This window comes from Bradyrhizobium sp. AUGA SZCCT0177 (genome assembly GCF_018130125.1).
Lineage (GTDB): Bacteria > Pseudomonadota > Alphaproteobacteria > Rhizobiales > Xanthobacteraceae > Bradyrhizobium.
The window spans coordinates 1-22245 of sequence record NZ_JAFCMA010000053.1 but is presented as its reverse complement, the minus strand read 5'-3'; the positions used below and the strand labels follow the sequence as shown (position 1 = coordinate 22245).

The 22245-nt window shown below is 62.9% G+C and carries 26 protein-coding genes; 17 read left to right on the top strand and 9 right to left on the bottom strand.

Annotation, left to right across the window (positions count from 1 at the left end; genetic code table 11):
* The first annotated feature begins 82 nt into the window (after nt 1-82).
* Nucleotides 83-301: a hypothetical protein gene (locus tag JQ597_RS35725; protein WP_212270080.1), complete on the top strand. Its 219-nt coding sequence runs from the start codon at nt 83-85 to the stop codon at nt 299-301.
* A gap of 420 nt (nt 302-721) precedes the next feature.
* Nucleotides 722-3754, top strand: coding sequence for an excinuclease ABC subunit UvrB (uvrB, locus tag JQ597_RS35715; RefSeq protein WP_212270079.1), 3033 nt, complete (start codon nt 722-724; stop codon nt 3752-3754).
* A gap of 118 nt (nt 3755-3872) precedes the next feature.
* On the opposite strand, the gene JQ597_RS35710 is transcribed toward uvrB, so the two are convergent.
* Both JQ597_RS35710 and JQ597_RS35705 read right to left on the bottom strand, forming a co-directional pair.
* A complete protein-coding gene (locus JQ597_RS35710) occupies nt 3873-4259 on the bottom strand; it encodes a hypothetical protein (RefSeq protein WP_212270078.1) in 387 nt (128 codons plus the stop codon).
* A gap of 250 nt (nt 4260-4509) precedes the next feature.
* Entirely contained in the window at nt 4510-4701 is a 192-nt protein-coding gene (locus JQ597_RS35705; RefSeq protein WP_212270077.1) for a hypothetical protein, read from the bottom strand.
* A 134-nt stretch (nt 4702-4835) separates the two neighbouring features.
* On the opposite strand from JQ597_RS35705, the gene JQ597_RS35700 reads away from it, so the two are divergent.
* From JQ597_RS35700 to JQ597_RS38190, 7 genes are all read left to right on the top strand, one after another.
* Nucleotides 4836-5648 carry a hypothetical protein gene (locus JQ597_RS35700; RefSeq protein WP_212270076.1) on the top strand — a complete coding sequence of 271 codons (813 nt, stop codon included), beginning with the start codon at nt 4836-4838 and terminating at the stop codon, nt 5646-5648.
* A 942-nt stretch (nt 5649-6590) separates the two neighbouring features.
* Nucleotides 6591-7040 (top strand): nuclear transport factor 2 family protein, encoded by a 450-nt coding sequence (locus tag JQ597_RS35695; RefSeq protein WP_212270075.1) that lies wholly within the window; start codon nt 6591-6593, stop codon nt 7038-7040.
* A gap of 175 nt (nt 7041-7215) precedes the next feature.
* Entirely contained in the window at nt 7216-7482 is a 267-nt protein-coding gene (locus JQ597_RS35690) for a hypothetical protein (RefSeq protein ID WP_192737663.1), read from the top strand.
* Nucleotides 7483-7678: 196 nt separating this feature from the next.
* Nucleotides 7679-8113: a nuclear transport factor 2 family protein gene (locus JQ597_RS35685; protein WP_212034265.1), complete on the top strand. Its 435-nt coding sequence runs from the start codon at nt 7679-7681 to the stop codon at nt 8111-8113.
* Between the two features lie 277 nt (nt 8114-8390).
* Complete coding sequence (locus JQ597_RS35680; RefSeq protein ID WP_212270074.1) at nt 8391-9332, top strand: hypothetical protein; 942 nt, start codon at nt 8391-8393, stop codon at nt 9330-9332.
* Nucleotides 9333-9487: 155 nt separating this feature from the next.
* Entirely contained in the window at nt 9488-9910 is a 423-nt protein-coding gene (locus JQ597_RS35675; RefSeq protein WP_212270073.1) for a hypothetical protein, read from the top strand.
* A gap of 174 nt (nt 9911-10084) precedes the next feature.
* Nucleotides 10085-10216: a hypothetical protein gene (locus JQ597_RS38190; protein WP_283813481.1), complete on the top strand. Its 132-nt coding sequence runs from the start codon at nt 10085-10087 to the stop codon at nt 10214-10216.
* Between the two features lie 84 nt (nt 10217-10300).
* Here JQ597_RS38190 and JQ597_RS35670 read toward each other — a convergent pair whose 3' ends face one another.
* From JQ597_RS35670 to JQ597_RS35660, 3 genes are all read right to left on the bottom strand, one after another.
* The gene (locus JQ597_RS35670; RefSeq protein ID WP_212270072.1) at nt 10301-10441 is read right to left on the bottom strand and encodes a hypothetical protein; all 141 of its coding nucleotides are present in this window, start codon (nt 10439-10441) and stop codon (nt 10301-10303) included.
* 136 nt (nt 10442-10577) lie between these two features.
* Nucleotides 10578-11060, bottom strand: coding sequence for a MaoC family dehydratase (locus JQ597_RS35665; RefSeq protein ID WP_212270071.1), 483 nt, complete (start codon nt 11058-11060; stop codon nt 10578-10580).
* An 8-nt stretch (nt 11061-11068) separates the two neighbouring features.
* A complete protein-coding gene (locus JQ597_RS35660) occupies nt 11069-11530 on the bottom strand; it encodes a MaoC family dehydratase (RefSeq protein ID WP_212270070.1) in 462 nt (153 codons plus the stop codon).
* Nucleotides 11531-11741: 211 nt separating this feature from the next.
* Between JQ597_RS35660 and JQ597_RS35655 the strand changes: the two genes are divergently transcribed.
* Complete coding sequence (locus JQ597_RS35655; protein ID WP_192737670.1) at nt 11742-12035, top strand: DUF4282 domain-containing protein; 294 nt, start codon at nt 11742-11744, stop codon at nt 12033-12035.
* Between the two features lie 86 nt (nt 12036-12121).
* On the opposite strand, the gene ychF is transcribed toward JQ597_RS35655, so the two are convergent.
* From ychF to JQ597_RS35635, 4 genes are all read right to left on the bottom strand, one after another.
* A complete protein-coding gene (gene ychF / locus JQ597_RS35650; RefSeq protein ID WP_212034260.1) occupies nt 12122-13219 on the bottom strand; it encodes a redox-regulated ATPase YchF in 1098 nt (365 codons plus the stop codon).
* Nucleotides 13220-13258: 39 nt separating this feature from the next.
* A complete protein-coding gene (gene pth / locus JQ597_RS35645) occupies nt 13259-13864 on the bottom strand; it encodes an aminoacyl-tRNA hydrolase (protein ID WP_212270069.1) in 606 nt (201 codons plus the stop codon).
* 21 nt (nt 13865-13885) lie between these two features.
* Nucleotides 13886-14626, bottom strand: a complete 741-nt coding sequence (locus JQ597_RS35640) for a 50S ribosomal protein L25/general stress protein Ctc (protein WP_192737673.1) — start codon at nt 14624-14626, stop codon at nt 13886-13888.
* Nucleotides 14627-14874: 248 nt separating this feature from the next.
* The gene (locus JQ597_RS35635; protein WP_212270068.1) at nt 14875-15168 is read right to left on the bottom strand and encodes an accessory factor UbiK family protein; all 294 of its coding nucleotides are present in this window, start codon (nt 15166-15168) and stop codon (nt 14875-14877) included.
* 185 nt (nt 15169-15353) lie between these two features.
* Here JQ597_RS35635 and JQ597_RS35630 point away from each other — a divergent pair, with 185 nt between their 5' ends.
* From JQ597_RS35630 to JQ597_RS35600, 7 genes are all read left to right on the top strand, one after another.
* On the top strand, nt 15354-16088 hold the full coding sequence (locus JQ597_RS35630; RefSeq protein ID WP_212270067.1) for a dienelactone hydrolase family protein: 735 nt from the start codon (nt 15354-15356) through the stop codon (nt 16086-16088).
* Nucleotides 16089-16167: 79 nt separating this feature from the next.
* Nucleotides 16168-17007, top strand: coding sequence for a prolipoprotein diacylglyceryl transferase (lgt, locus tag JQ597_RS35625; RefSeq protein ID WP_212270066.1), 840 nt, complete (start codon nt 16168-16170; stop codon nt 17005-17007).
* Between the two features lie 13 nt (nt 17008-17020).
* On the top strand, nt 17021-18148 hold the full coding sequence (locus JQ597_RS35620; RefSeq protein ID WP_212270065.1) for a class I SAM-dependent methyltransferase: 1128 nt from the start codon (nt 17021-17023) through the stop codon (nt 18146-18148).
* On the top strand, nt 18145-18909 hold the full coding sequence (gene pgeF / locus JQ597_RS35615) for a peptidoglycan editing factor PgeF (protein WP_212270064.1): 765 nt from the start codon (nt 18145-18147) through the stop codon (nt 18907-18909). Before JQ597_RS35620 ends, pgeF begins: the two co-directional genes overlap by 4 nt.
* Before the next feature lie 87 nt (nt 18910-18996).
* On the top strand, nt 18997-19941 hold the full coding sequence (locus JQ597_RS35610) for a MerR family transcriptional regulator (RefSeq protein WP_212270063.1): 945 nt from the start codon (nt 18997-18999) through the stop codon (nt 19939-19941).
* 146 nt (nt 19942-20087) lie between these two features.
* Nucleotides 20088-20714, top strand: a complete 627-nt coding sequence (locus JQ597_RS35605; protein WP_212270062.1) for a hypothetical protein — start codon at nt 20088-20090, stop codon at nt 20712-20714.
* A 169-nt stretch (nt 20715-20883) separates the two neighbouring features.
* Nucleotides 20884-21837: a ribose-phosphate pyrophosphokinase gene (locus tag JQ597_RS35600; protein WP_212270090.1), complete on the top strand. Its 954-nt coding sequence runs from the start codon at nt 20884-20886 to the stop codon at nt 21835-21837.
* Nucleotides 21838-22245: the final 408 nt, after the last annotated feature.

Sequence of the window (22245 nt, the reverse complement as noted above, 5' to 3'; positions counted from 1 at the left end):
GGTTCACACCGGCCGTCGAAAAACCATGGTCTGCTCAGGCCCGGATGATCGCGGGGGCGATCGTGATCCCGGGAGTTCAGCCATGATTTACGGCGGCTTTGAAATTCAGTCGTTCGAAGCGGGGAGCGGGCAATGGCACGCCAGGATACAACGAGCCGATCTCGCGCCGGTCGTCATCGATGGCTTGTCGTTTCCGACGCTCGAAGTCGGCTTTGCATGGTCCGATCCGGAAGCGGCGATCGCGGATGCGAAAGCCCATATCGACCACAACCGGCAGCGCTACACGGCGGCGTCGCTCTGAAACAGGCGGCTGCGATACAGTCCCCCGAACCAAATCCGCCGGCGCAGCCATCCAGGCAGGTGATGTCGAACTGCCCGCAATGCAGCGCCTCCCTCGCCGTGCTGCGCATCATCCCCGGCAAGGCCGGCGCCGAATACTGACCATGCGCTGCACGAAGTGCGGCGGCATCCATCTCGACATCGTCAAGGCCGATTCGCCTGCCGCGTCGGTTCAGGAGTCCAGCGACGTCTTCGCCTGACGCTGACATCTGCTGACATTGGAATAGTCAACACCGTCATGGCCGGGCTTGTCCCGGCCATCCACGTCTTTTTGACACATGCAGCCAAGACGTGGATGCCCGGCACAAGGCCGGGCATGACGAGGTGAATCAGCGCCGGCTTTGCCCTTTTTTCGCGCGCCGATTGGCCCCATATTCGCCCCATGGCGAAGAAACCCGACTCCCCCAAAAAATCCGGCAAAACCCCGAAATCCAAAGCCCCGAGTTCTAAGGCTTCTCGGCCGGAAGTTCAGCCGATCGGTCCCGCTTTGGCGGAACTGCTCAATCCCGCGATCAACCGCGGCGATGCCGGCATGGGCTCGGGCACCGGCCTGCAGCCGCCGCCGGATAATTCGAAGGACCGCCGTTCCGGCGGCGAAGCCGCCGTGCATCGCGCGCGATCGTCGACGCCCAAGAACTTCCCGCCGAGTTCCGCCGATCCCTATCCGCAACCGCTGCGCCCGAATCCGCAGCCGCCGGGCGCACGAAGCAACCCGGATGGCCTCGACGAAGCCCCGCAAGCCAATTACGGCACCTCCGCCACGATCCCGACGCTCGATCCGGAACTCGCCAAGCAATTCGGCTTCACCACCGAGGAAGAGGACGCCGCTGCGCTGGCGCGGCCGCCGCGCAACAAGATGGAGGCGCTCGGTGTGCAGGCCACGGCCGATGCGCTGGAAGATCTGATCCGCGAGGGCCGCCCGGAATTCAAGGGCGAGGGCGGCGGCGTGAAGGTCTGGACGCCGCACCGCCCGCCCCGTCCGGAAAAATCCGAAGGCGGCGTGCGCTTCGAGATCAAGTCCGAGTATGAGCCGAAGGGCGACCAGCCGACCGCGATCAAGGAATTGGTCGAGGGCATCAGCCGCAGCGACCGCACCCAGGTGCTGCTTGGCGTCACCGGTTCCGGCAAGACCTACACCATGGCCAAGGTGATCGAGGCGACGCAGCGCCCCGCCATCATTCTGGCGCCGAACAAGACGCTGGCGGCGCAGCTCTATGGCGAGTTCAAGAGCTTCTTCCCCGACAACGCGGTGGAATATTTCGTTAGCTATTACGACTACTACCAGCCCGAAGCCTATGTACCGCGCACCGACACCTACATAGAAAAGGACTCCTCGATCAACGAGCAGATCGACCGCATGCGCCACTCGGCGACGCGCGCGCTGCTGGAGCGCGACGACGTCATCATCGTCGCGTCCGTGTCGTGCATCTACGGTATCGGCTCGGTCGAGACCTACACCGCGATGACCTTCGCGCTGAAGAAGGGCGAGCGCATCGACCAGCGGCAGCTGATCGCCGACCTCGTCGCCCTGCAATACAAGCGCACCCAGGCCGATTTCACCCGCGGCACCTTCCGTGTGCGCGGCGACGTCATCGACATTTTCCCGGCCCACTATGAAGACCGCGCCTGGCGCGTGAACCTGTTTGGCGACACCGTCGAAAATATCGAGGAGTTCGATCCGCTCACCGGCCACAAGCAGGACGATCTCGAATTCATCAAGATCTACGCCAATTCGCACTATGTGACGCCGCGCCCGACGCTGGTGCAGGCGATCAAGTCGATCAAATCGGAATTGAAGCTGCGGCTCGACCAGCTCAACAACCAGGGCCGGCTATTGGAAGCGCAGCGGCTGGAGCAGCGGACCACCTTCGATCTCGAAATGATGGAAGCCACGGGAAGCTGCGCCGGCATCGAGAACTATTCGCGCTACCTCACCGGCCGCCGCCCCGGCGAGCCGCCGCCGACGCTGTTCGAATATGTCCCCGACAACGCGCTTGTGTTCGCCGACGAAAGCCATGTCACGGTGCCGCAGATCGGCGCCATGTTCAAAGGCGATTTTCGGCGCAAGGCGACGCTGGCCGAATACGGTTTTCGGCTGCCCTCCTGCATGGACAACCGCCCGCTTCGCTTCGAGGAGTGGGACATGATGCGCCCGCAATCGGTCGCGGTGTCGGCGACGCCATCAGGCTGGGAGCTGAACGAGAGCGGCGGCGTGTTCGTCGAACAGGTGATCCGCCCCACCGGCCTGATCGATCCGCCGGTCAACATCCGCCCCGCCCGCACGCAGGTCGACGATCTCGTCGGCGAAGTCCGCGCCACCGCGCAGGCCGGTTATCGCTCGCTGATCACGGTGCTGACAAAGCGAATGGCGGAAGACCTCACCGAATATCTGCATGAGCAGGGTATTCGCGTGCGCTACATGCACTCTGATATCGACACGATTGAGCGCATCGAGATCATCAGGGATCTCCGTCTCGGCGCGTTCGACGCGCTGGTCGGCATCAACCTGCTGCGCGAGGGCCTCGACATTCCCGAATGCGCGCTGGTCGCGATCCTCGACGCCGACAAGGAAGGCTTTTTGCGCAGCGAGACCTCGCTGATCCAGACCATCGGCCGCGCGGCGCGCAACGTCGACGGCAAGGTGATCCTCTACGCCGACCAGATGACCGGCTCGATGGAGCGCGCCATCGCCGAGACCGACCGCCGCCGCGAAAAGCAGGTCGAATACAACACCGCCCACGGCATCACGCCCGAAAGCATCAAGAAATCCATCGGCGACATCATGAACAGCGTCTACGAGCGCGACCATGTGCTGGTGGAAATCGGCGACGGCGGCATGGCCGACGACGTCATCTCAATCGGCCACAATTTCGAGACCGTGCTGAACGATCTCGAAACAAGAATGCGCGAAGCCGCCGCCGACCTGAACTTCGAGGAAGCCGCGAGACTCCGCGACGAAGTCAAACGCCTCCGCGCGACAGAGCTTGCGGTGGTGGACGATCCCACCATCAAGCAGCGCGGGGTGGCGGCAAAGGCTGGTGCGTACGCGGGCACGAAGAAATACGGCGACTCCGCGAATTTACCGGCCAGCGCCTCGAAGAAGCGCGGCGGCTTCTCTTCACCCTCCCCTGGAGGGGGAGGGTCGCGCGCCGCAGGCGCGCGGGGTGGGGTGAAATCTGTCGGCACGGGCGGTCCCTCCACCTCCAAAGTCCACAAACCCCATCTCGACGAAATGCACGGCCCGGAATCCCTGCCCTACCGCCCCAGCGGCGCCAAGCCGCGCAAGCCCGACATCGGCGGCAGCACCAAAATCTTCCAACCCACCGACTCGCGGCAATCAGGCCCCGAGTTCGGGCCGGCACCGCGTTCCAGTGGCGGTGCGCCGGGGCATCGGGGTGGGTGGAAGAAGAGGTAGCGATCAATCATTAAGTCGTCATTCCGGAAGCCGCGAAGCGGCTGTCCGGAATCCATACTCACAATCGTGGTAATGGATTCCGGGTTCGATGCTTCGCATCGCCCCGGAATGACGAGCCCTACCCCACGCTCGCGATCCCCACCGCCAGCAGCGACAGCAGCATCACGTTGGTTACCAGTTGCAGCGAGGTCACCGGCTGGGTCCGCCAGCGCGCGATCTTTTCGATAAAGGACAGGCTGGCGTCGAAGAACAGCGGTTCGAAGCCCTGCCCGAACCGCTTCGGGAATTTGCGTGCGAGCCACGGCGTCAACAGCGCGTAAAACAGCGCGGCCAGCACGACGAAGATGGCGGCGCCGTAGCGCTGGCCGACGATTTCGTGGCTGCCGACGAGCTTGAGCATCAGCGCGGCCGCGGCGAAGGTGGGGAAGCCCTGGAACAGCGCGGTCAGCACGAAACCTTCGAGACGGTTCCGCGAGCTGGATTTCGGGGCGGTGATGGCGTTCATGGCGGCGGCTTCCTGTGGTCCCCTTGGGGACGTTGATGCCGCCAGGATAGGTGGTCGCGCTGGGGTGTGACGTGATGCGTGTCACGCCGAACGATCCGGGCTCGGTCTTCTCCCTCTCCCCGTTCTTACGGGGAGAGGGTCGGGGTGAGGGGCCTCTCTCCGAACGGGAATTTTCGAGACACCTGTACCCCCTCACCCGGATTGCTTCGCAATCCGACCTCTCCCCGCAAGCGGGGCGAGGTTGAAGCGATTACCCCGACCTTCTGTTACTCGTGTTCTGCGTCATATTCCCATGGTCGCCCTGCTCGCGGATGTTGTTCTTCTCGTCGTCGCGATGGCCCTTGGTGGTATCGACGGGCACAGTCGGCGTGCTGCCGGGGCCCTTGTGACTCCTGTTCTCCTCGGGAACGGGCGTAATGGTTTTTTCAAGCGGTTTGGTCATCAGATTCTCCATTGTATGGCAGGAGAAACGCGGGACAGGCCGTACTCGTTCCCGGCGTGAACGCGGCCCCGCCTTGCACCGACCAAGCCGACATGAGCTAATTGTTCCCGCCGACCGAAAGCATGATCCGCCCGATGCCGAAACAGTTTCCTGCCGTCGTCGCGCTGGCCCTTGCCGGCGCCTGCCTGTTCGCCAGCCCGGCTCGCGCTGACGATGCCGACCGTGCGCTGCTGTCGACGTTTTGCGACGCCGCCGACATCAAGGAATCGACCTGCACGCGGGCCAGGAATTATCCTGACGCGGGAAACCGCGAATGCGACGTCAAGCTGACCAGCGATCGCCATAGCGGAAGGTTCATCGCCGCGGGCAATCTCCTGCTGGTGGTCAATTACGAGAGCGGATGCGAGCCGCACGCGACCGATAATGGCGGCGCCGTCGTGTTCGAGCAGAGCGGCGGCAAGACCATCTTCAGGAGTTTTCAACCGGGTTCGCAGGTCAATGACTGCATCACTCTGGCGAAGAGCGCGCAACAGGATTGGCTGATGTGCATCACCGGCCATATCGGCCAGGGCAATCTGGAAACCGGCGTCGCGGAGTTCGTGTTCACCCAGGACTACAGCAAGAACGTCAGCATCTCCCCGGATTTTCTGATCACCGCGGTGGATTCCATCCGCGCCTATGGCGCCAACGTCGTCACCTGCAAGGAACGTTCGAAATATTTCGAGATCTCCGACATCAAGGCCGGGCCGCGGCCGCAGACAGTGACCGTGACGGTTCGCCATGCCGACGCGGCAACGATCGGGAAGGCCTGCCGCAAGGGGTTTCCCAGGCCGAAGGAAATTTTCGGCAAGCTCTCGCGCGGCGAGGCCTATGTGCCTGAAGGCTACGAGAAGCGCGGCAAATTCATCATCGATCTCGTCACGCGCAAGGTGGGCCCGCAGGGGTGACTTACGTCGTCCCGGCGAAGGCCGGGACCCATACGCCGCGGCGGACGTTGGTGAAGAAGATAACGACCAGCGTCTGTACCGATTGCCGCTGGTGGGTATGGGTCCCGGCCCCCGTGCGCAATTGCGCACTAGGCCGGGACGACGATTACAATAGTGGTCAGCTGCGGCAAAACGGCACGACGGGCAAATCACTTCTGATTTACGGAAATCATGTCAAGCCCAAAATTTCCGAAAATCAAAAATATTCTGCTTCCCATGGACCCAAATCACCGGCACATTCTCATCCATCCCGTCCCACTCAGAGGGGCGTCGGCCGTCGTCACGACGAGGGGCGGGTTGCGGTGGACGCTGAGGTTGCGATTGACGGTCGCGGCTGAAGCGTACGGCGAAAGCGTGTGGTCCTGGCGCCCGTAACGGCGTCAAGTCCTGCGGGAGCTAACGCTTCCGAGGGACGACGGTGGCAATAGAGGCCGTCTCACCGGGGAGAGCACGTTATAAGCCGTAAAGCCATTGCGCAGGGAATGTCGGATGCTCTCCGCTGCCCTGTATGCTCGTGTGCAGCCTACTTAGCACAATTCGCACACGAGACCGCGGGTGCAGCGCGCATCCGGCATTCCCTGCGCCCTCTGATTTCGAGGGCGAGAAGTTTCCAGCAAAGCTCGGGCGCAATGCGTCGCGAGAATGCGAAACTATATCCGCGTCGTCCGCAATAACTGCGTCGTCCTCGCTCTTTGAAATTCGAATCCACAATTCACACACCGCTTAGCCGCGCCGGCCAGGACAAGCGCAGGTTGACCAACCACAGCTCACGGTAGTGAACCGTTTCCACGCTGGCGACGTCAGACTTTGTGCCTGCTTTTGCGGATCGGCCGCTGTGTTATGGCGTTCGCTGTGGGATCGGCCGCCCGCGGGGCAGGTTGAAACTCGGCGGAGAAAGACTGGATGACCGCGGACCTGCATCGGCAGCGCCTACTGAATTTCCTCGACGTCTACTATGCCGGCGACATCGAGGGGTCGCTGGCGCGCTGCACCGACGATGTCGCGTTCGTCGCCAACGCCCCGGTCGATCTGCTTCCCCACATGGGACATCGCCGGGGCACCGCCGCGATGCGCGAGATGTGGACAACCGTCCGCGCCCGCTATTCCGAGATGCGCTGCGAGGTGCCGATCCTGGTCGCCGAGGGCGACAGGGTGGCGGCGAACATCCGGGTGTTCTTCCGCAAGCGCAGCAATCAGCGGATGGTGCAGTTCGACATCGCGGCGTTTTATACCTTCCGCGACGGCCGCATCGCCCAGATCCGCGAGATCATCGACACCTTCGACATGGTCGAGCAGGTGCTGGAGCGCGATGTCAGCGCGATCCTGAGGGGAGAGAGGCTGGTAGAAATCTAGACGACGTCATTCCGGGGCGATGCAAAGCATCGAACTATGGTGCGCAATTGCGCACCTGAGGTCTGGTCCTGCGGACCATCCCGGAATGACAGCCCGCCTTATTTTCCCGGCGACGTTGAACCTCACCGCCCCGGCGGCGACACACCACAAGGCTTTTTCCGGGACAGAAGAACATATGAAGATCGCGTTGCTGGCTCTGCTTGGTTTGGCGTTGGGGGCGCTGGGAGGTGCAGCGCTTGGAATCGGGGCCGGGCTGGCCTGGGTCGAAATCTTTAAAGTCACGAGTTTTGAGGGCTATAACGGCATGCTGGTGTTCTTCACCTTCATGCCGCTGGGCGCCGCGATCGGCGGCATCGCGGGCGCTTTGCTGTTCGGCGTGATCGCAATCAAGGACGCCGAAATCGCCATCGAGCGCGAGCCGGTGCGCCGCCGGGAGCGGTAAAAGCGGCGCCAGGGGCGGTAAAAACACGGAAAATCCTGCATTTGTGCAATGCAAAAACGTCGGTTGTATTTTAGCGAAAAACGCCTATTGTTAGTGTACGAATGAATTTAGCGGCGAGAATTTAGCAACTGCACGGCGTCGACGCGGACGCCCCCTGGGCCGTTGCCGTTTGAATCAGTTTCAAGGACGAAATCAAATGACAGAGCATAGTCTCTGGCGTTTTTCGCGCGCGTTGCATCGTGCGATCAATGAACGCCAGCCCGCCGATCTCGAAGCCCTGCTCGACGAGGACGTCGATTGGGCGATCTATGGCCCGATCGACATGTTTCCGTTCTTCGGTTCGCGCCGGGGCAAGGCGGCCGTGATCGAGGTGATCCGGCAGATCGCCGAGAACATCCGCGTCCATCGCTTCGACCGCGAGTCGATCATGCTGGGGGTCGATTCCGCCGCCTCGATGATGCGCTATTCGCTGACCGCGCTGGATTCCAACAAGCCGATCAGCCTGCGGGTTGCGCATTTCGCGCAGTTCAAGGCCGGCAAGCTGACCAACCTCCGGGTGCTGGTCGACACCTTCGACCTGGTCGAGCAGGCGGTGGGTTATCCCATCCATCTGCCGCGAATGGCGGTCTAGTTAGCCCGCACCAATCCGTTTCGTCATGGCCGGGCCAAAGCGCGAAGCGCGTCTTCGCGCTGGAGATCGCGGGGACCCACGTCCTCCTCACAGCCCCTGGAAGACGTGGTTGCGACAAAGGCGTATCGACGCGCTTCGCGCTTGATCGAGCTTGCGAAGCTGCACTCGGCGCTGTGGCCCGGACATGACGGAGTGCGAGGGCGCGCGAATGCGCCCTCGCCATAATTTCGTACCACCGCCAACGCATTCTGCACCTGATTTGGAATGCGGGCGGGTTATGACTTCCACGACACGATTTGGCTGGATAAGGCTGCCGTTGCTGGTGGCCGGCTTCAGTCTGGGCGCGGTGCTGGCCGTGGCGGCGCAAACGCCGCCCGCCGATGAAGATACCGAAGAGCCGGCGGAAGAAGCGGCCCCCGACGTCGCAGCGGCGCCTGGCGTCGCGGTAGCGCCTGATGTCAATGACCCTGATATCATGAAGGATATCGACGTCTCCAAGCTCGACTGGAGCCAGCTCGATCTCGATGCCGCGCCCCTGACCGGGCCTGCCGCCAAGACCCGCGCCGCGTCGAAAGCCGCGACCAGCCCGGACACGGCCTGGTCGGCGAACGAAAAGGCGAACGGCAGCTCCGCCGTGTCGGTCAAGCAGACGCTGACCCCGTTCTGGGACGCGCGGATCGGCGCCGACATGACGGTTGCCCGGCAAGGCACGCTGACGGCCCAGGAATTACTGTCGGAAAAGCTCGCCAATGGCGGCAGCCTGCCGCAATCGTCCGGCACCGCCTGGGCCGCGATAACAGCGCCGGGTGTCGGCTCGATCTGGGACAAGACGTCAGTCGAAGCCCGCGTCGATCCCGGGGCGGACCAGAGCAGGCTCGGCACCTCCCTGAGCAAATCGCTGCCGCTCAGCGAGCAATACTCGCTCACGCTGCAGAATGGCTACAATCTGATCCAGCAGGGTATCGTTCCGGTGCCCGGCATCATCAGCCATCCGACCCGCAGCTATGAGACCGACCAGTCGGCGCGACTGAGCATCGCCGATACCGGCACCAGCTTCGTGGCCGGCCAGACGCTGTCGACCTCGGACGACAAATGGCTGCGCAAGGTCGGCGCCGAACAGAAACTGTTCGACGGCGTCACCATCTCGGGTTCGGTCGGCGAGACCCCGTCGGGCGTCGTTAACAAGAGCTTTGGCGCAGGCTTCAAGCGCAGCTGGTAAGCCCCTGCGCCTCTTCGCCAATCCTTTTCAGAATGATGCAGCATTGCCGCATATTGGCCCAGATGCAGACAAATTCCACACTACTGATAGGAACGCTTCACTTCGTCGTGCGGGGGACGTCCGCGCTCGCTTTTCGCGAAACAGAGGAATGGCCGATGAACGCTACCAATCGAACCGAACAAGTTGAATCAACTGAGGATGCCGTCGACAGCAACCTCGCCGCGGTCTCGGAAGTCGAGGCCGGGATCCGCGACTTCGTCCGCAACGACATCGCCTATCTGCGCCGTCCGCCGGCCGGTGCCGCGGAAACTGTGCCGCTCGATGCCACCGCGGAAGCCACCGTCAACAACGTCAACTCGCTGATCCAGCGCGTCGCCGGCACCTCGCTTGCTGAAATCGAGAAGCTGATTTCGGAACTCGAAAGCCTGCGCGATCTCTTGCATGCCGAAGGCCAGCGCGTTCAGCGCGAAATCTCCGGCTATGCGCAGCTCAGCCAGGCGGCGATGAAGTCGACGCGCATGATCGCCGACAACGTCACGCAGTGGAAGCGCGCCGCCGATGGGCTGCGCAACAGCTGATCCGGGATCTTCTACTGATTCCAGACCGTTGCAAAAATCCTACACCCGCCGTCTTCTTCAACAGAAGGCGGCGGTTTTGTTTGATATGTGGCTGTTTTGAACTTTATAAGCAGCGCGTCGGGATCAAGGGACGGGTGCCGCCACCAACGGTAGGCAAACTTCCAGGGATACGAGATGCAAAACAGTCAGCCCAACAACACCCATCCACTGCCGCATTCGGCACATGGCATGGGCACGCTCATGGTCCGGTTCGTCGGACTGCTGACGGTTGCGGTGGTGCTGATGACGCTGATCTGGAACAGCTGACACGGCGACGGGCAGGCACAGCTTTAAGGTCGCGCGGTTCCAAGTGCTGGTACGATCCAGCGCCATGGTTAGCAAAGCCTGACCTTATTGGACGGACGACGTGCTCTCGAGCGTGTAGCCGCCATCGGCATAACCCTTCACCACCATCACGGTGGTCAGCATCACGCCGAGCGTGATGGTAGCGAAAATAAAGCCGACAAGTTTCAGGTGGCTGCGATCTGCCATGGTCATCCCCTCGGTACTTCCCCTCAGTCTCATATGGCAGGCAGAAAGTTCAAAATGTGTTAGCAAATAAATTGCTTCGCAGAATGGTAAACGGCGCCCGGACCAAGAAGCGGTTCGCTAAGCATACCGGCTCGGGTCAGGAACCAGGATTCCGCCGCGGCACGAACGCGGTGGCCAAGAACGAGTACACCTGTTCGCCGCGCTGGTTGGCGCCGGTATTGCGGGCCTGCAGGATGCCCCATTCGGGACGCTTGTCCGACGTGCGCTTGGTTTCGACGACACTCGAAAAACTGATGGTGTCACCGGCCAATACCGGCCTGATCCAGCGCAGTTCGCGAAAGCCGGGCGACGGTCCCCAGACCGCGACTTCCTCGCCACGCGCGACGGCCTCCCGCGTCAGGCGCTGGCCGTCGGCGACCAGTAGCTTCATGCAGACAGAGCCGACATGCCATCCCGACGCCGCCAACCCGCCGAACAGCGATTGGCGTCCCGCCTCTTCGTCGAGGTGAAACGCCTGCGGATCGAACTGCGCGGCGAATTGCTTGATCAGCTCGGCCGTGAAAGTGAACGATCCGAGTTCACGCCGCGAACCGATTTCAATGTCCTCAAAGAAACGCATCGAAGATCCTATTCCGCCGCGGCATCGGCGCGACGGCGCACGATGATCGGCGACACCATCTCGCACAGCGTCACGCCGGCGGCGTTCTTGACCACGCCCTTGAACGTCACGATGCCGGTCTCGGGACGGCTGCGCGAAACTCGCGCCTCCGCGACCTCGATATCGAGCGTCAGATCATCGTCCGGCCGCAGAGGTGACAGCCAGCGCATCTCGTTGACGCCCGGCGAGCCCATCGACGCGGTGCGGCCGATGAAGCCGTCGAACATCATCCGCATCATGATCGAGCAAAGATGCCAGCCCGACCCGGAGAGGCCCTTCAGCATCGACTTGGCTGCGGCCGCTTCGTCCAGATGCATCGGCTGCGGGTCGTACTCCGCAGCGTAAGCCAGGATCTCCTCGCGCGTGACGTGGCGCGGTCCGAACGTACCGAAATGGCCGGGTTTGAAATCTTCGAAGGTGAGCGTTGTCATGATGGGATTTTACAGTGCGGAAGCCCGATTGTGGCCGTTATTTGCAGCAATCTCAAGCCGCCCACCCGCATGGCTCGTGCCCGACGGGCGAACACCGTTGCAACCGGTGCGCGTCTTCGGCTTGCTCGGGACCGCATTCGGAGCTAGGCCCTGTGCGCTCAGGAGCGAGGCTGGACGCGAATCACTTTTCGACTTGCCGGGAGAACCACCGATGTTCGATTTTCAGGACCTGTTTCAGTGGGACCGCTTTATCACGCCCACGATCATCAAGACCTTTTACTGGCTGGTGATCGGCCTGATCGTGCTGTTCGGCATATCCGGCATTTTCTCCGGCCTCGCTGCGATGGCGATCAGCCCGTTCGGCGGATTCATCGTGCTGCTGTCCTCGATCGCCAGCGTCGTGGTCGGCGTGGTGTTCTCACGCATCGCCGCAGAATTCATCCTGATCGTGTTCCGCATCAACGAGCACCTCGGAGCGATCCGCGACCAGGGCCAGACGCATTAAGCGCGATGACTAACAGTCATCCCGCTTTATTTCTTGTTCGAGCATGATCCGTTCGGAAAACCGGTACCCACTTTTCCGGTTCATGCTTAGGTATTGAACCTGAAATGCATGACGTCGCCGTCAGCGACGACGTATTCCTTGCCTTCCAGCCGCAGCTTGCCGGCATCGCGCGCGCCGGCTTCGCCACCCAGCGCGACATAGTCGGCATAGGCGATGGTCTCGGCGCGGATAAAGCCCTTTTCGAAATCGGTATGGATTACGCCGGCCGCCGCAGGCCCTTTGGTGCCGCGGTTGATGGTCCAGGCGCGGGCCTCCTTCGGCCCGACGGTGAAGTAGGTAATGAGGTCGAGCAGCTGGTAGCCGGCGCGGATCAGGCGGTCGAGGCCGGCCTCTTCGAGGCCGAGCGTATCGAGGAACTCGACGCGCTCCTCGCGTGACAGCGTCGCGATCTCGGATTCGATCTTGGCCGAAATCGCCACCGCGACCGCACCCTCTTTCTTGGCGTGCTCGAACACCTGTTTGGAAAAGCTGTTGCCGTCCTTGGCCGAGCCTTCCTCGACGTTGCAAACGTACAGCACCGGTTTCGACGTCAACAGGCCAAGCATGCCAAAGGCACGCTCTTCTTCCGCCTTGCGTTCGAGGAACCGCGCCGGCTTGCCGTCGCGCAGAAGCACCAGCGCGCGGTTGACGAGGTCGAGCTGTTCCTTGGCGTCCTTGTCGTTGCCCTTGGCCTTCTTGGTAAGATTGTCGACGCGCTTCTCGAGGCTGTCGAGATCGGCCAGCATCAGCTCGGTCTCGATGGTCTCGATATCAGCCAGCGGCGCGATCTTGCCTTCGACATGGGTGATGTCGGAATCCTCAAAGCAGCGCACCACATGCGCCACCGCGTCGACCTCGCGGATGGTGGCGAGGAACTGGTTGCCGAGGCCCTCGCCCTTGGAGGCACCGCGCACCAGGCCCGCGATATCGACGAAGGTCAGCCGCGTCGGGATGATCTGGGCCGACTTGGCAATCGCGGACAGTTTGTCGAGCCTGGGATCAGGCACCGCCACCTCGCCGACATTCGGCTCGATGGTGCAGAACGGATAATTCGCCGCCTGCGCCGCGGCAGTCTCGGTCAGCGCGTTGAACAGCGTCGACTTGCCGACATTGGGCAGGCCTACGATACCGCATTTGAATCCCATGACGTGTCCTGAAGTCTGTTGCTGGCGGTCGGCGGCGCGTTACGCAGCGCCGTCATCGCCCTTGTCGAAAAATCCCTTGGACTGCAGCGCCAGATGCACCTTGTTCTGAAACGACGAGTCGTGGTTCGTCGCAAGTAGTCCGGCATTGTCGGCGACCGCCTCGCACAGCGCCTCGACCCAGGGCCGATCGCTCTTGGCGAAATCCGACAGCACGTGGCTGTGCACCAGTTCCTTGACGCCGGGATGACCGATCCCGAGCCGCACCCGGCGATAGTCGTTGCCGATATGCGAGGAGATCGAGCGCAACCCGTTATGGCCGGCAATGCCGCCACCGACCTTGACGCGTACTTTCGCCGCCGGCAGTTCGAGCTCGTCCTGAAACACGATGATCTCGCCGACCCCGAGCTTGAAGAAGTTCGCGGCTTCCTGCACCGCGCGCCCGGACTCGTTCATATAGGTCGTGGGCTTGAGCAGGACCACGCGCTCGCGCTCCAGCGTGCCTTCCGACGTCTCGCCCTGAAAACGGCGGCGCCATGGTGCGAAACCATGACGCCGCGCAATTTCATCGACGACCGCGAAACCGATATTATGCCGGTTGTTCGCGTACTTCGCGCCGGGATTACCGAGGCCGACAAACAGGCGCATGACGCGGCATCCCGCGTTCGCTTACTTCTTCTTGTCGCCGCCAGGCGCCTTGGCGCCAGCCGCGGGCGCCTTCGCACCAGCCGCCGGAGCAGCAGCACCCGCTGCGGGCGCAGCAGCCGCACCCGCCGCCGGAGCAGCACCGGGAGCCGCAGCACCGCCAGCAGCAGCCGCCGCAGCCGCCTTGAGTTCTTCGGCGTAGCCGGACGGCGGCACGATGGTCACGAGCGTCGCATCTTCACGCGACAGCGACTTCACGCCAGCGGGCAGCTTGATGTCGGACAGATGCAGCGAGTGGCTGATTTCCAGCGTGCTGGCATCGGCCTCGATGTACTGCGGAATATTGTCGACCGAACACTCGAGTTCGATGGTGTGGGTGACGATGTTGACCGTACCGCCGCGCTTGACGCCGGGCGAGACTTCGCCGTTGACCACATGCAGGGGAACGCTGACGCGGATGGTGGCGCCTTCACCGAGCCGCATGAAGTCGACATGCAGCGGGAAGTCACGCACCGGATCGAGATGGAAGTCGCGCGGAATCACGCGGTGCTTCTTGCCCTCGAGATCGATGTCGTAAATCGTGGTCAGGAACCGGCCGGCCAGAATGCGCTGGCGCAGTTCGGCATCGTCGACCGAGATGGTCACGGGGGGCTGGTTGTTGCCATAGATCACTCCGGGAACTCTCCCGGCGCGACGCTCTGCCCGGGCGGCCCCCTTGCCGCTCTGCGGACGCGCGGTCGCCTTCAATTCCTTGACGGTCGCCATCGTGTTAAGTCCTTGTTTTCTAAAAAGTTAAAGGCCGCAACGCGGCCCGGTAGCGTCCGACAGCAAGCCTCCAGGGGTGCGGGGGCTGCGGACGTGGCGGGCTTTTAGCCCCAAAGCGCCAAAATGACAAGGAAATCAGGGGATTTTTCTGCGGGCTCTGGACGCAGGGGCAGGCAGCATTGTGTGCCCTCTCCCTGCCCGCTGCCCCGTACGGACGAACGAACGGAGAGACCGTACCTGGCCGAGTCCTAGAAGTCCGTCTTCGGGTTGTCCGGACCGGGCGCGGGCGGCGAAATGCCGATCTTGGCTTCCAGCGCCGCGATCCGGGTCTTCAGCGCCTCGTTTTCCTCGCGCGCCAGCCGGGCCATGTCCTTGACCGCGTCGAACTCCTCGCGCTTGACGAGGTCGAGGTCGCGCAGGATGCGTTCGGCCTGGTTGCGAACGACCGCATCGACCTCGCGCTTGACGCCCTGGGCGGCGCCGGCAGCGTCGTTCATCAAACGGCCGATCTCGTCGAAAAACCGATTGTTGGTCTGGGTCATCGCTAAACGCTCCGGTCGCTGCAACTGGATCTGCTTCCACCAAGACAATGGCGATCCAGACGCCCGGGTTCAAGAGTGCCGTTCAACGCCAAGGTGATGTCCGTTTGCCTTGTCATGCCCTCCTTTCCTTGCAATCGTACCGAACGCCGCCCCCCAAAAACCAGAATCAGAAAACAGAAACGCACATGATCGACCAGCAGATCGACATCCAGACCAAGGACGGCAAGACCACCACTTTCATCACCCATCCCGAGCGCGGCGGACCGTTTCCCGTCATCCTGTTCTACATGGATGCGCCGGCGATCCGCGAGGAACTGCGCGACATGGCGCGGCGGCTCGCGACGTCAGGCTATTACGTGATGCTGCCCAACATGTACTACCGCTCCGGCGTGATGGAGCTGGGGCCGATTCCGCCGGATCCTGAGGCGCCCGAGCGCAAGCGGATGTTCGAGTTCATGGCCTCGATCAATATTCCCATGGTGATGGAGGACACCAAGGCCCTGCTCGCCTATGCCGCGACCCAAAAGGCCGCGAACACCGCCATCGTCGGTACCGTCGGCTACTGCATGAGCGGCCGCTACGCGGTCAACGCGGCGACGCATTTTCCGGACCAGGTGAAAGCCGCAGCCTCGATCTACGGCACGCATCTGGCGACCGACCAGCCGGACAGCCCGCATATTGCCGCCGGCAAGACCAAGGCTGAATTGTACTTCGCCTGCGCCGAAACCGACATCTACGCGCCGGCCGAGATCATCGAGAAATTGAAGCAGGGCATGAAGGGATCGAACAACGAGGTCGAGGTTTTCCCCGGCACCCATCACGGCTTCGCCTTCCCGAAGCGGCCGGTCTATCACCGCGACGCCGCCGAGCGGCATTGGGAGCGGCTGCTGGCGCTGTATCGCCGCAACCTCGCCACCTGATCGCAAGATTCCGATACAAGGCTCCCCCGCCGATCTTCGGCGTGGCCTATGCCGTCTACACCAAAGCCCTGTGAGCCAGATGCAATTCCTCACTATCGCCTTTCCGGTATTTGATCCGATCGCGCTCTCGATCGGACCGATCGCAATCCGCTGGTATGCGCTGGCCTATATCGGCGGCATCGTGCTGGGATGGATTTATGCGCGTTCGCTGGTCAAGAGCGAGAAATTATGGGGCGGGCCGGCGCCGATCACGCTGGTGCAGCTCGACGATTTCATCCTGTGGGTCACCATCGGCATCATCGTCGGCGGCCGCACCGGCTACGTGCTGTTCTACAATCCCGCCTATTTTGCGCAGCACCCGGCCGAGATTTTCGAATTGTGGAACGGCGGCATGTCGTTTCACGGCGGCTTCCTCGGCTGCGTCGCCGCGGTGATGCTGTTCTGCCGCAAACACGGCATCTCGATCCTGTCGCTCGGCGACATCACCACCGGCGTCGGGCCGATCGGATTGTTCCTCGGGCGGCTCGCCAACTTCATCAACAGCGAATTGTGGGGCCGGCCGGCCGATTCCAGCGTGCCATGGAGGATGGTGTTCCCCAATGGCGGGCCGCTGCCGCGGCACCCCAGCCAGCTCTATGAGGCGGCGCTCGAGGGCATCCTGCTGTTTACGATATTGGCGGTCATGATTCGGATGGGCGCCCTGAAGCGGCCGGGCCTGATCCTCGGCAGCTTCATCGCGATCTACGCAATTGCCCGAATAATAAGCGAGTTCTTCCGTGAGCCGGACCCGCAGCTCGGATTTTTGTGGGGCGGGCTAACTATGGGTATGCTGTTGTCGGTGCCGATGATCATTGCCGGAGCCATCCTGATGGTGATGGCATGGCGCAAGGCGCCGGAGCATTCGCAGAAGTCCATTTAAGGCAAGGCAGGCCGTGACCGAATATTCGCCGCTGCAGTCCGAGATCAGGAAGCTAATCCAATCGTCAGGCCCGATGCCGGTCTGGCGATACATGGAATTGTGCCTGATGCATCCCGAACACGGCTATTACGTCTCGCGCGATCCGCTCGGCCGGGAGGGCGATTTCACCACCGCGCCCGAAGTAAGCCAGATGTTCGGCGAACTGCTCGGATTGTGGGCCGCCTCGGTCTGGAAGGCGATCGGCTCGCCGCCGACGCTGCGGCTGGTCGAGCTCGGGCCCGGCCGCGGCACCATGATGGCGGACGCGCTGCGTGCGCTGCGGGTGCTGCCGCCGCTCTATCAGTCGCTCAGCACACACCTCGTCGAGATCAATCCGGTGCTGCGCGAGAAGCAAAGCGCGACGCTGTCGGGCGTGCGCAATCTCAGCTGGCACGACAGCATCGACGACGTGCCCGAGGGCCCTGCGGTCATTTTCGCCAACGAGTATTTCGACGTGCTGCCGATTCACCAGGTGGTGAAGCGTGAGACCGGCTGGCATGAGCGCGTGATCAAGCTCGACGACGGCGGCAAGCTGGTATTCGCGGCCGCCGACGAACCGACCCCCCGCTTCGAGGTGCTGCTGCCGCCGCTGGTGCGTGCCGCCCCGATCGGCGCCGTGTTCGAATGGCGGCCCGACGCCGAGATCATGAAGATCGCCAGGCGCGTGCGCGAACAGGACGGCGCTGCGCTGATCATCGATTACGGCCATCTGCGCAGCGACGCCGGCGACACCTTCCAGGCCATCGCCCGCCACAGCTTCACCGATCCCCTGAAGAATCCAGGACAGGCCGACGTGACCGCTCATGTCGATTTCCAGGCATTGGTGCGCGCCGCCGAAGATATGGGCGCGCGCACCCACGGTCCGGTGACGCAGGGCGAGTTCCTCAAGCGGCTCGGCATCGAGACCCGCGCATTGACGCTGATGGGCAAGACCACACCGGAAGTTTCCGCCGATATTTCCAATGCGCTGAAGCGGCTGACCGATAGTGGCCGCGGCGGCATGGGCTCGATGTTCAAGGTGCTGGCGATCACGGAGCCGCATCTCACCTCTGTCGCGGGCCTGTCCGACGAACAGGAATCTGCCGACGAAGAGGCGTCATGACCTACGGATCGTCGCTGCTTTCGGCCATTCCGGGCCTGCGCCACGCTTTCTTCACCCGCGAGGGCGGCGTATCCGGCGGAATTTACGAGGGCCTCAATGGCGGCCTCGGCTCGAACGATGATGCCGCCCACGTCGCGGAAAATCGCCGCCGGATGGCCGAGCAGATGGGCGTCGCACCGGATCGTTTTATCAGCGTGCATCAGATCCATTCGCCCGATGCCGTGGTGGCGACCGGCCCCTGGACCGGGGACAAGCCGCGCGCCGACGCCCTGGTCACCCGCACCGAAGGCCTTGCGATCGGCGTCACCGCAGCCGATTGCGGGCCGATCCTGTTCGTCGATCCCACGGCCCGCGTGATCGGCGCGGCCCATGCCGGCTGGAAGGGGGCGCTGACCGGAATCATCGAATCCACCGTGGATGCGATGGAAAGACTCGGCGCCGACCGCACCGGCACGGTCGCTGCGATCGGCCCCCTGATCCGCCAGCATTCCTACGAGGTCGGCGGCGAATTCGTCGAACGTTTTCTGGATGCCGACGCCGGCAATGCCGCCTACTTCATTGCCTCCGAGCGCGCCGGCCATTCGATGTTCGACCTTGCCGGCTACATCCGCATGCGGCTGGAAAACGCCGGCGTGCTGATGATCGACGACATCGGCGTCGACACCTATTCCGACGAACGCTTCTACAGCTACCGCCGCTCGGTGCATCGGAAAGAGCCGGATTACGGAAGGCATGTTCACGCCATCGCGCTGACCGACTGAGTTCCGCCAGCGCAATTCCGTAATCATCTCCGAGAGCTGGAATCCAGCCTTGACTCTCCACTGGGTGGAGGCTGCACAACCCGCGGCATGACACATCGAACCTACAGCATCGGCGAAGCGTCGCGCCTCAGCGGAGTGTCCGTTCGGCGACTGCGCTTCTATTCGGACCAGGGACTGCTCCCGCCGGCAGGGCGAACGGAGAGCGGCTATCGCGTCTTCACCGATAGCGAGCTCGTCCGCCTCGACCTTATCAGCTGCCTGCGGGACGCCGGCCTCGGCCTCGATGCCATTCGCGAGGTGTTGTCGAAGGAGCTTTCGCTGACCGAAGCACTGACGCTTCGCCTGCGGGCGCTCGAGGCCGAAATCGCAGCGCAACGCCGGATCGCGGCGGCGCTGCGTGCGGCGCTTCGTTCGCCCGAACTGACCGAAGCCGATTTGAGGAGATTCTGGACCATGACCAAATTGTCGCGCGATGAACGGCTTAGCGTCGTCGAAGCTTATTACGAACGGGTCTCTGACGGCGTGAACATCGATCCCAAATGGATGCGCCAGATGATCGAAGACAGCGTCCCCGAACTGCCCGAAGACCCGACGCCCGAGCAGTGTGACGCCTGGATCGAGCTTTCGGGCATGCTGCGCGATCCCGAATTTGCGGCCAACATGCGAAACAATGCCAAGGACATCTGGGACGACGCGACCTTCGATCCCATCGCCTGGAAGACCGAAGGCGACGCCATCCTGGTCAAGGCCAAGGACGCCATCGCGCGCGGCCTTGAACCGACTTCGGAAGCCGGCCAGGCACTTGCAAGGGAATGGGTGGAAATCTCGGCCCGACTCACGCAGCGCAAGCCCGATCCGGATTTCCGAACTTGGTTGCGTGCCAAATATGATTACCATGACGCGCGCGCGGGCCGCTATTGGGAGTTGGTTGCCATCCTGCGGGGCCAATCGCCGAGTAGCAGCCCGAACCGGGAATGGGAATGGATGTCGACCGCCATGAAGCACCATCTCGCCGATGCGGCCCCATCGTGAAAATGCCGTGATTGGCCCGGCGATAAAGCGAGAGTCCGGTCCAATGTTCGACCAGGTGTGGCTGTCCTGCCAGAGCGCCGGGCTTTCTGAGTAGGCCGCCATCCCCTGCCCTAGACCTTAATGCATTTTAACGATATCGCAGGGCAATGAGGGACCTCATCCCAGCCTCCTGCCTGCGATCCCCGCGTGCGATTATCGCCGCGGCGCTGCTCGCCGTTTCGTGTGCGCTGGGCGGCTGCGCCGGTGGCGGCGCGGCGAGCGGATCGTTCGCGATGGCGACCAGTGGCGGCGGCTCGACCGTGGCCTTTGAATCGATCGACGGCCCGCCGCCGCACGTCTTCGACCGCATGGTCGGCGTCATCGACAGCGAATCGAAGCTGCGGAACCTGCAGATCGTCTCGCGCGAAGGCGGCGCCTCCTACCGCGTGCGCAGCTATCTCTCGGCGCAGGTGGTGCGCGGCAAGACCATGATCGCCTGGGTCTGGGACGTCTACGACAACAACCAGCAGCGCGCGCTGCGGCTGTCCGGCGAGGAACCGGCGGGCAAGGCCGGACGCGACGCCTGGGCCGCCGCCGACGATCTCGTGCTGCGGAAAATCGCGCAGGCCGGCCTTAGCGGCCTCAGCGGCATGATCAACGGCGCGCCGGAAGCACCGCAGCCGGCGCCAGCCCCCTCGCCCGGCCGCCGCGGCTCCGCGGTCGCGAGTGTGGAGCAGACAGCACCCGCCGAGGGTGTATTTGGTGTCGCCGCGCTCGGCTTCAGCAGCCATTAAGCCTACCCCGTAAAGTCCCGTATCGGCTCATTTTTAACCGGGAAAACAGCTGCGACGGGTTGCCAGCCGCGCCACCTGCCTGATATCTCCTCGCGCATCGAAACCCGCCGGTTTACAGGTATCCCAGATGCTGAACGTCGTATCCAGCAAGGCGCGGGGAGAGGCCTCGATGTCCGCCAAGAACGGCTCCATCAAGCTGGTCGCCGGCAATTCGAACCCTGCTTTGGCGAAGGCCATCGCCGAAGGGCTGGATCTGCCGCTGACCAAGGCCAGCGTCCGCCGCTTTGCCGATAACGAAATCTTCGTCGAGGTGCTCGAGAACGTGCGCGGCTCGGACGCGTTCATCATCCAGTCGACGTCGTTTCCGGCCAACGACCATCTGATGGAATTGCTGATCATCACCGATGCGCTGCGCCGCTCGTCCGCGCGCCGCATCACGGCGGTGATCCCCTATTTCGGCTACGCCCGGCAGGACCGCAAGGTCGGCTCGCGCGCACCGATTTCGGCCAAGCTGGTGGCCAATCTGATCACGCATGCCGGCATCGATCGCGTCATGACGCTCGACCTGCATGCCGGCCAGATCCAGGGCTTCTTCGACATCCCGACCGACAATCTCTACGCCTCGCCGCTGATGGTGCGCGACATCAAGGAGCGCTTCAACCTCGCCAATGTGATGGTGGTGTCGCCCGACGTCGGCGGCGTGGTGCGCGCCCGCGGCCTCTCCAAGCGCATCAACGCGCCGCTCGCCATCATCGACAAGCGCCGCGAACGCGCCGGCGAATCCGAAGTCATGAACGTGATCGGCGATGTCGCCGGCTACACCTGCATCCTGATCGACGACATCGTCGATTCCGGCGGTACGTTGGTGAACGCGGCCGACGCCCTGATCGCCAACGGTGCCAAGGAAGTCTACGCCTACATCTCCCATGGCGTGCTGTCGGGCGGCGCCGCCGCCCGCATCGCCGGCTCCAGGCTGAAAGAGCTTGTCATCACCGACTCGATCCTGCCGACGGAAGCGGTCAACAAAGCCGCCAACATCCGCACGCTCTCGATCGCGCCGCTGATCGCCGAAGCCATCGGCCGTACCGCGGCGGAAGAATCGGTTTCGAGCTTGTTCGATTGAGAGGCGCAACGTCGCCTCTTCATGTCGTCCCTGCGAACGCAGGGACCCATACCGCGTGATCCCTCAATAAAGCCTCGGTAGCAGAGACCATTCGCAAAACTTCTCCCTGTGGTTATGGGTCCCCCGATGCGCAATTGCGCATCTGAGCTCAAGGCCGGGACGACGGGCGTTCTTTGTTGCTGCACTGAGCACTGAAGACACCTTCGCGATCTCGCGACGCGTTGCGTCCGAGCTTTGCCAGAAATTTCCTTGCCCTCGAAACGAGAGGGCGCAGGGAAGACCGGGTGCGCGCTGCACCCGCGGTCTCGCGTGCGGTTTGCACAAAACAAAATGCACACGAGCATACAGGGCAGCGGTGAACACCCGGCCTTCCCTGCGCAATGGCTTTACGGCTTATGCCGTGATCTC

What these genes read in the sequence shown, in the direction of transcription:
- JQ597_RS35665 (WP_212270071.1), bottom strand. Translation starts at nt 11,060, where the DNA reads ATGCGTTTCTTTGAGGACATTGAAATCGGTTCGCGGCGTGAACTCGGA.
- JQ597_RS38190 (WP_283813481.1), top strand. Translation starts at nt 10,085, where the DNA reads ATGCAAAACAGTCAGCCCAACAACACCCATCCACTGCCGCATTCGGCA.
- JQ597_RS35660 (WP_212270070.1), bottom strand. Translation starts at nt 11,530, where the DNA reads ATGACAACGCTCACCTTCGAAGATTTCAAACCCGGCCATTTCGGTACG.
- JQ597_RS35610 (WP_212270063.1), top strand. Translation starts at nt 18,997, where the DNA reads ATGACACATCGAACCTACAGCATCGGCGAAGCGTCGCGCCTCAGCGGA.
- pth (WP_212270069.1), bottom strand. Translation starts at nt 13,864, where the DNA reads ATGCGCCTGTTTGTCGGCCTCGGTAATCCCGGCGCGAAGTACGCGAAC.
- JQ597_RS35675 (WP_212270073.1), top strand. Translation starts at nt 9,488, where the DNA reads ATGAACGCTACCAATCGAACCGAACAAGTTGAATCAACTGAGGATGCC.
- JQ597_RS35685 (WP_212034265.1), top strand. Translation starts at nt 7,679, where the DNA reads ATGACAGAGCATAGTCTCTGGCGTTTTTCGCGCGCGTTGCATCGTGCG.
- JQ597_RS35635 (WP_212270068.1), bottom strand. Translation starts at nt 15,168, where the DNA reads ATGACCCAGACCAACAATCGGTTTTTCGACGAGATCGGCCGTTTGATG.
- uvrB (WP_212270079.1), top strand. Translation starts at nt 722, where the DNA reads ATGGCGAAGAAACCCGACTCCCCCAAAAAATCCGGCAAAACCCCGAAA.
- JQ597_RS35630 (WP_212270067.1), top strand. Translation starts at nt 15,354, where the DNA reads ATGATCGACCAGCAGATCGACATCCAGACCAAGGACGGCAAGACCACC.
- JQ597_RS35695 (WP_212270075.1), top strand. Translation starts at nt 6,591, where the DNA reads ATGACCGCGGACCTGCATCGGCAGCGCCTACTGAATTTCCTCGACGTC.
- JQ597_RS35670 (WP_212270072.1), bottom strand. Translation starts at nt 10,441, where the DNA reads ATGGCAGATCGCAGCCACCTGAAACTTGTCGGCTTTATTTTCGCTACC.
- JQ597_RS35725 (WP_212270080.1), top strand. Translation starts at nt 83, where the DNA reads ATGATTTACGGCGGCTTTGAAATTCAGTCGTTCGAAGCGGGGAGCGGG.
- JQ597_RS35690 (WP_192737663.1), top strand. Translation starts at nt 7,216, where the DNA reads ATGAAGATCGCGTTGCTGGCTCTGCTTGGTTTGGCGTTGGGGGCGCTG.
- JQ597_RS35655 (WP_192737670.1), top strand. Translation starts at nt 11,742, where the DNA reads ATGTTCGATTTTCAGGACCTGTTTCAGTGGGACCGCTTTATCACGCCC.
- lgt (WP_212270066.1), top strand. Translation starts at nt 16,168, where the DNA reads ATGCAATTCCTCACTATCGCCTTTCCGGTATTTGATCCGATCGCGCTC.
- JQ597_RS35600 (WP_212270090.1), top strand. Translation starts at nt 20,884, where the DNA reads ATGTCCGCCAAGAACGGCTCCATCAAGCTGGTCGCCGGCAATTCGAAC.
- pgeF (WP_212270064.1), top strand. Translation starts at nt 18,145, where the DNA reads ATGACCTACGGATCGTCGCTGCTTTCGGCCATTCCGGGCCTGCGCCAC.
- JQ597_RS35710 (WP_212270078.1), bottom strand. Translation starts at nt 4,259, where the DNA reads ATGAACGCCATCACCGCCCCGAAATCCAGCTCGCGGAACCGTCTCGAA.
- JQ597_RS35640 (WP_192737673.1), bottom strand. Translation starts at nt 14,626, where the DNA reads ATGGCGACCGTCAAGGAATTGAAGGCGACCGCGCGTCCGCAGAGCGGC.
- JQ597_RS35605 (WP_212270062.1), top strand. Translation starts at nt 20,088, where the DNA reads ATGAGGGACCTCATCCCAGCCTCCTGCCTGCGATCCCCGCGTGCGATT.
- JQ597_RS35700 (WP_212270076.1), top strand. Translation starts at nt 4,836, where the DNA reads ATGCCGAAACAGTTTCCTGCCGTCGTCGCGCTGGCCCTTGCCGGCGCC.
- ychF (WP_212034260.1), bottom strand. Translation starts at nt 13,219, where the DNA reads ATGGGATTCAAATGCGGTATCGTAGGCCTGCCCAATGTCGGCAAGTCG.
- JQ597_RS35705 (WP_212270077.1), bottom strand. Translation starts at nt 4,701, where the DNA reads ATGACCAAACCGCTTGAAAAAACCATTACGCCCGTTCCCGAGGAGAAC.
- JQ597_RS35680 (WP_212270074.1), top strand. Translation starts at nt 8,391, where the DNA reads ATGACTTCCACGACACGATTTGGCTGGATAAGGCTGCCGTTGCTGGTG.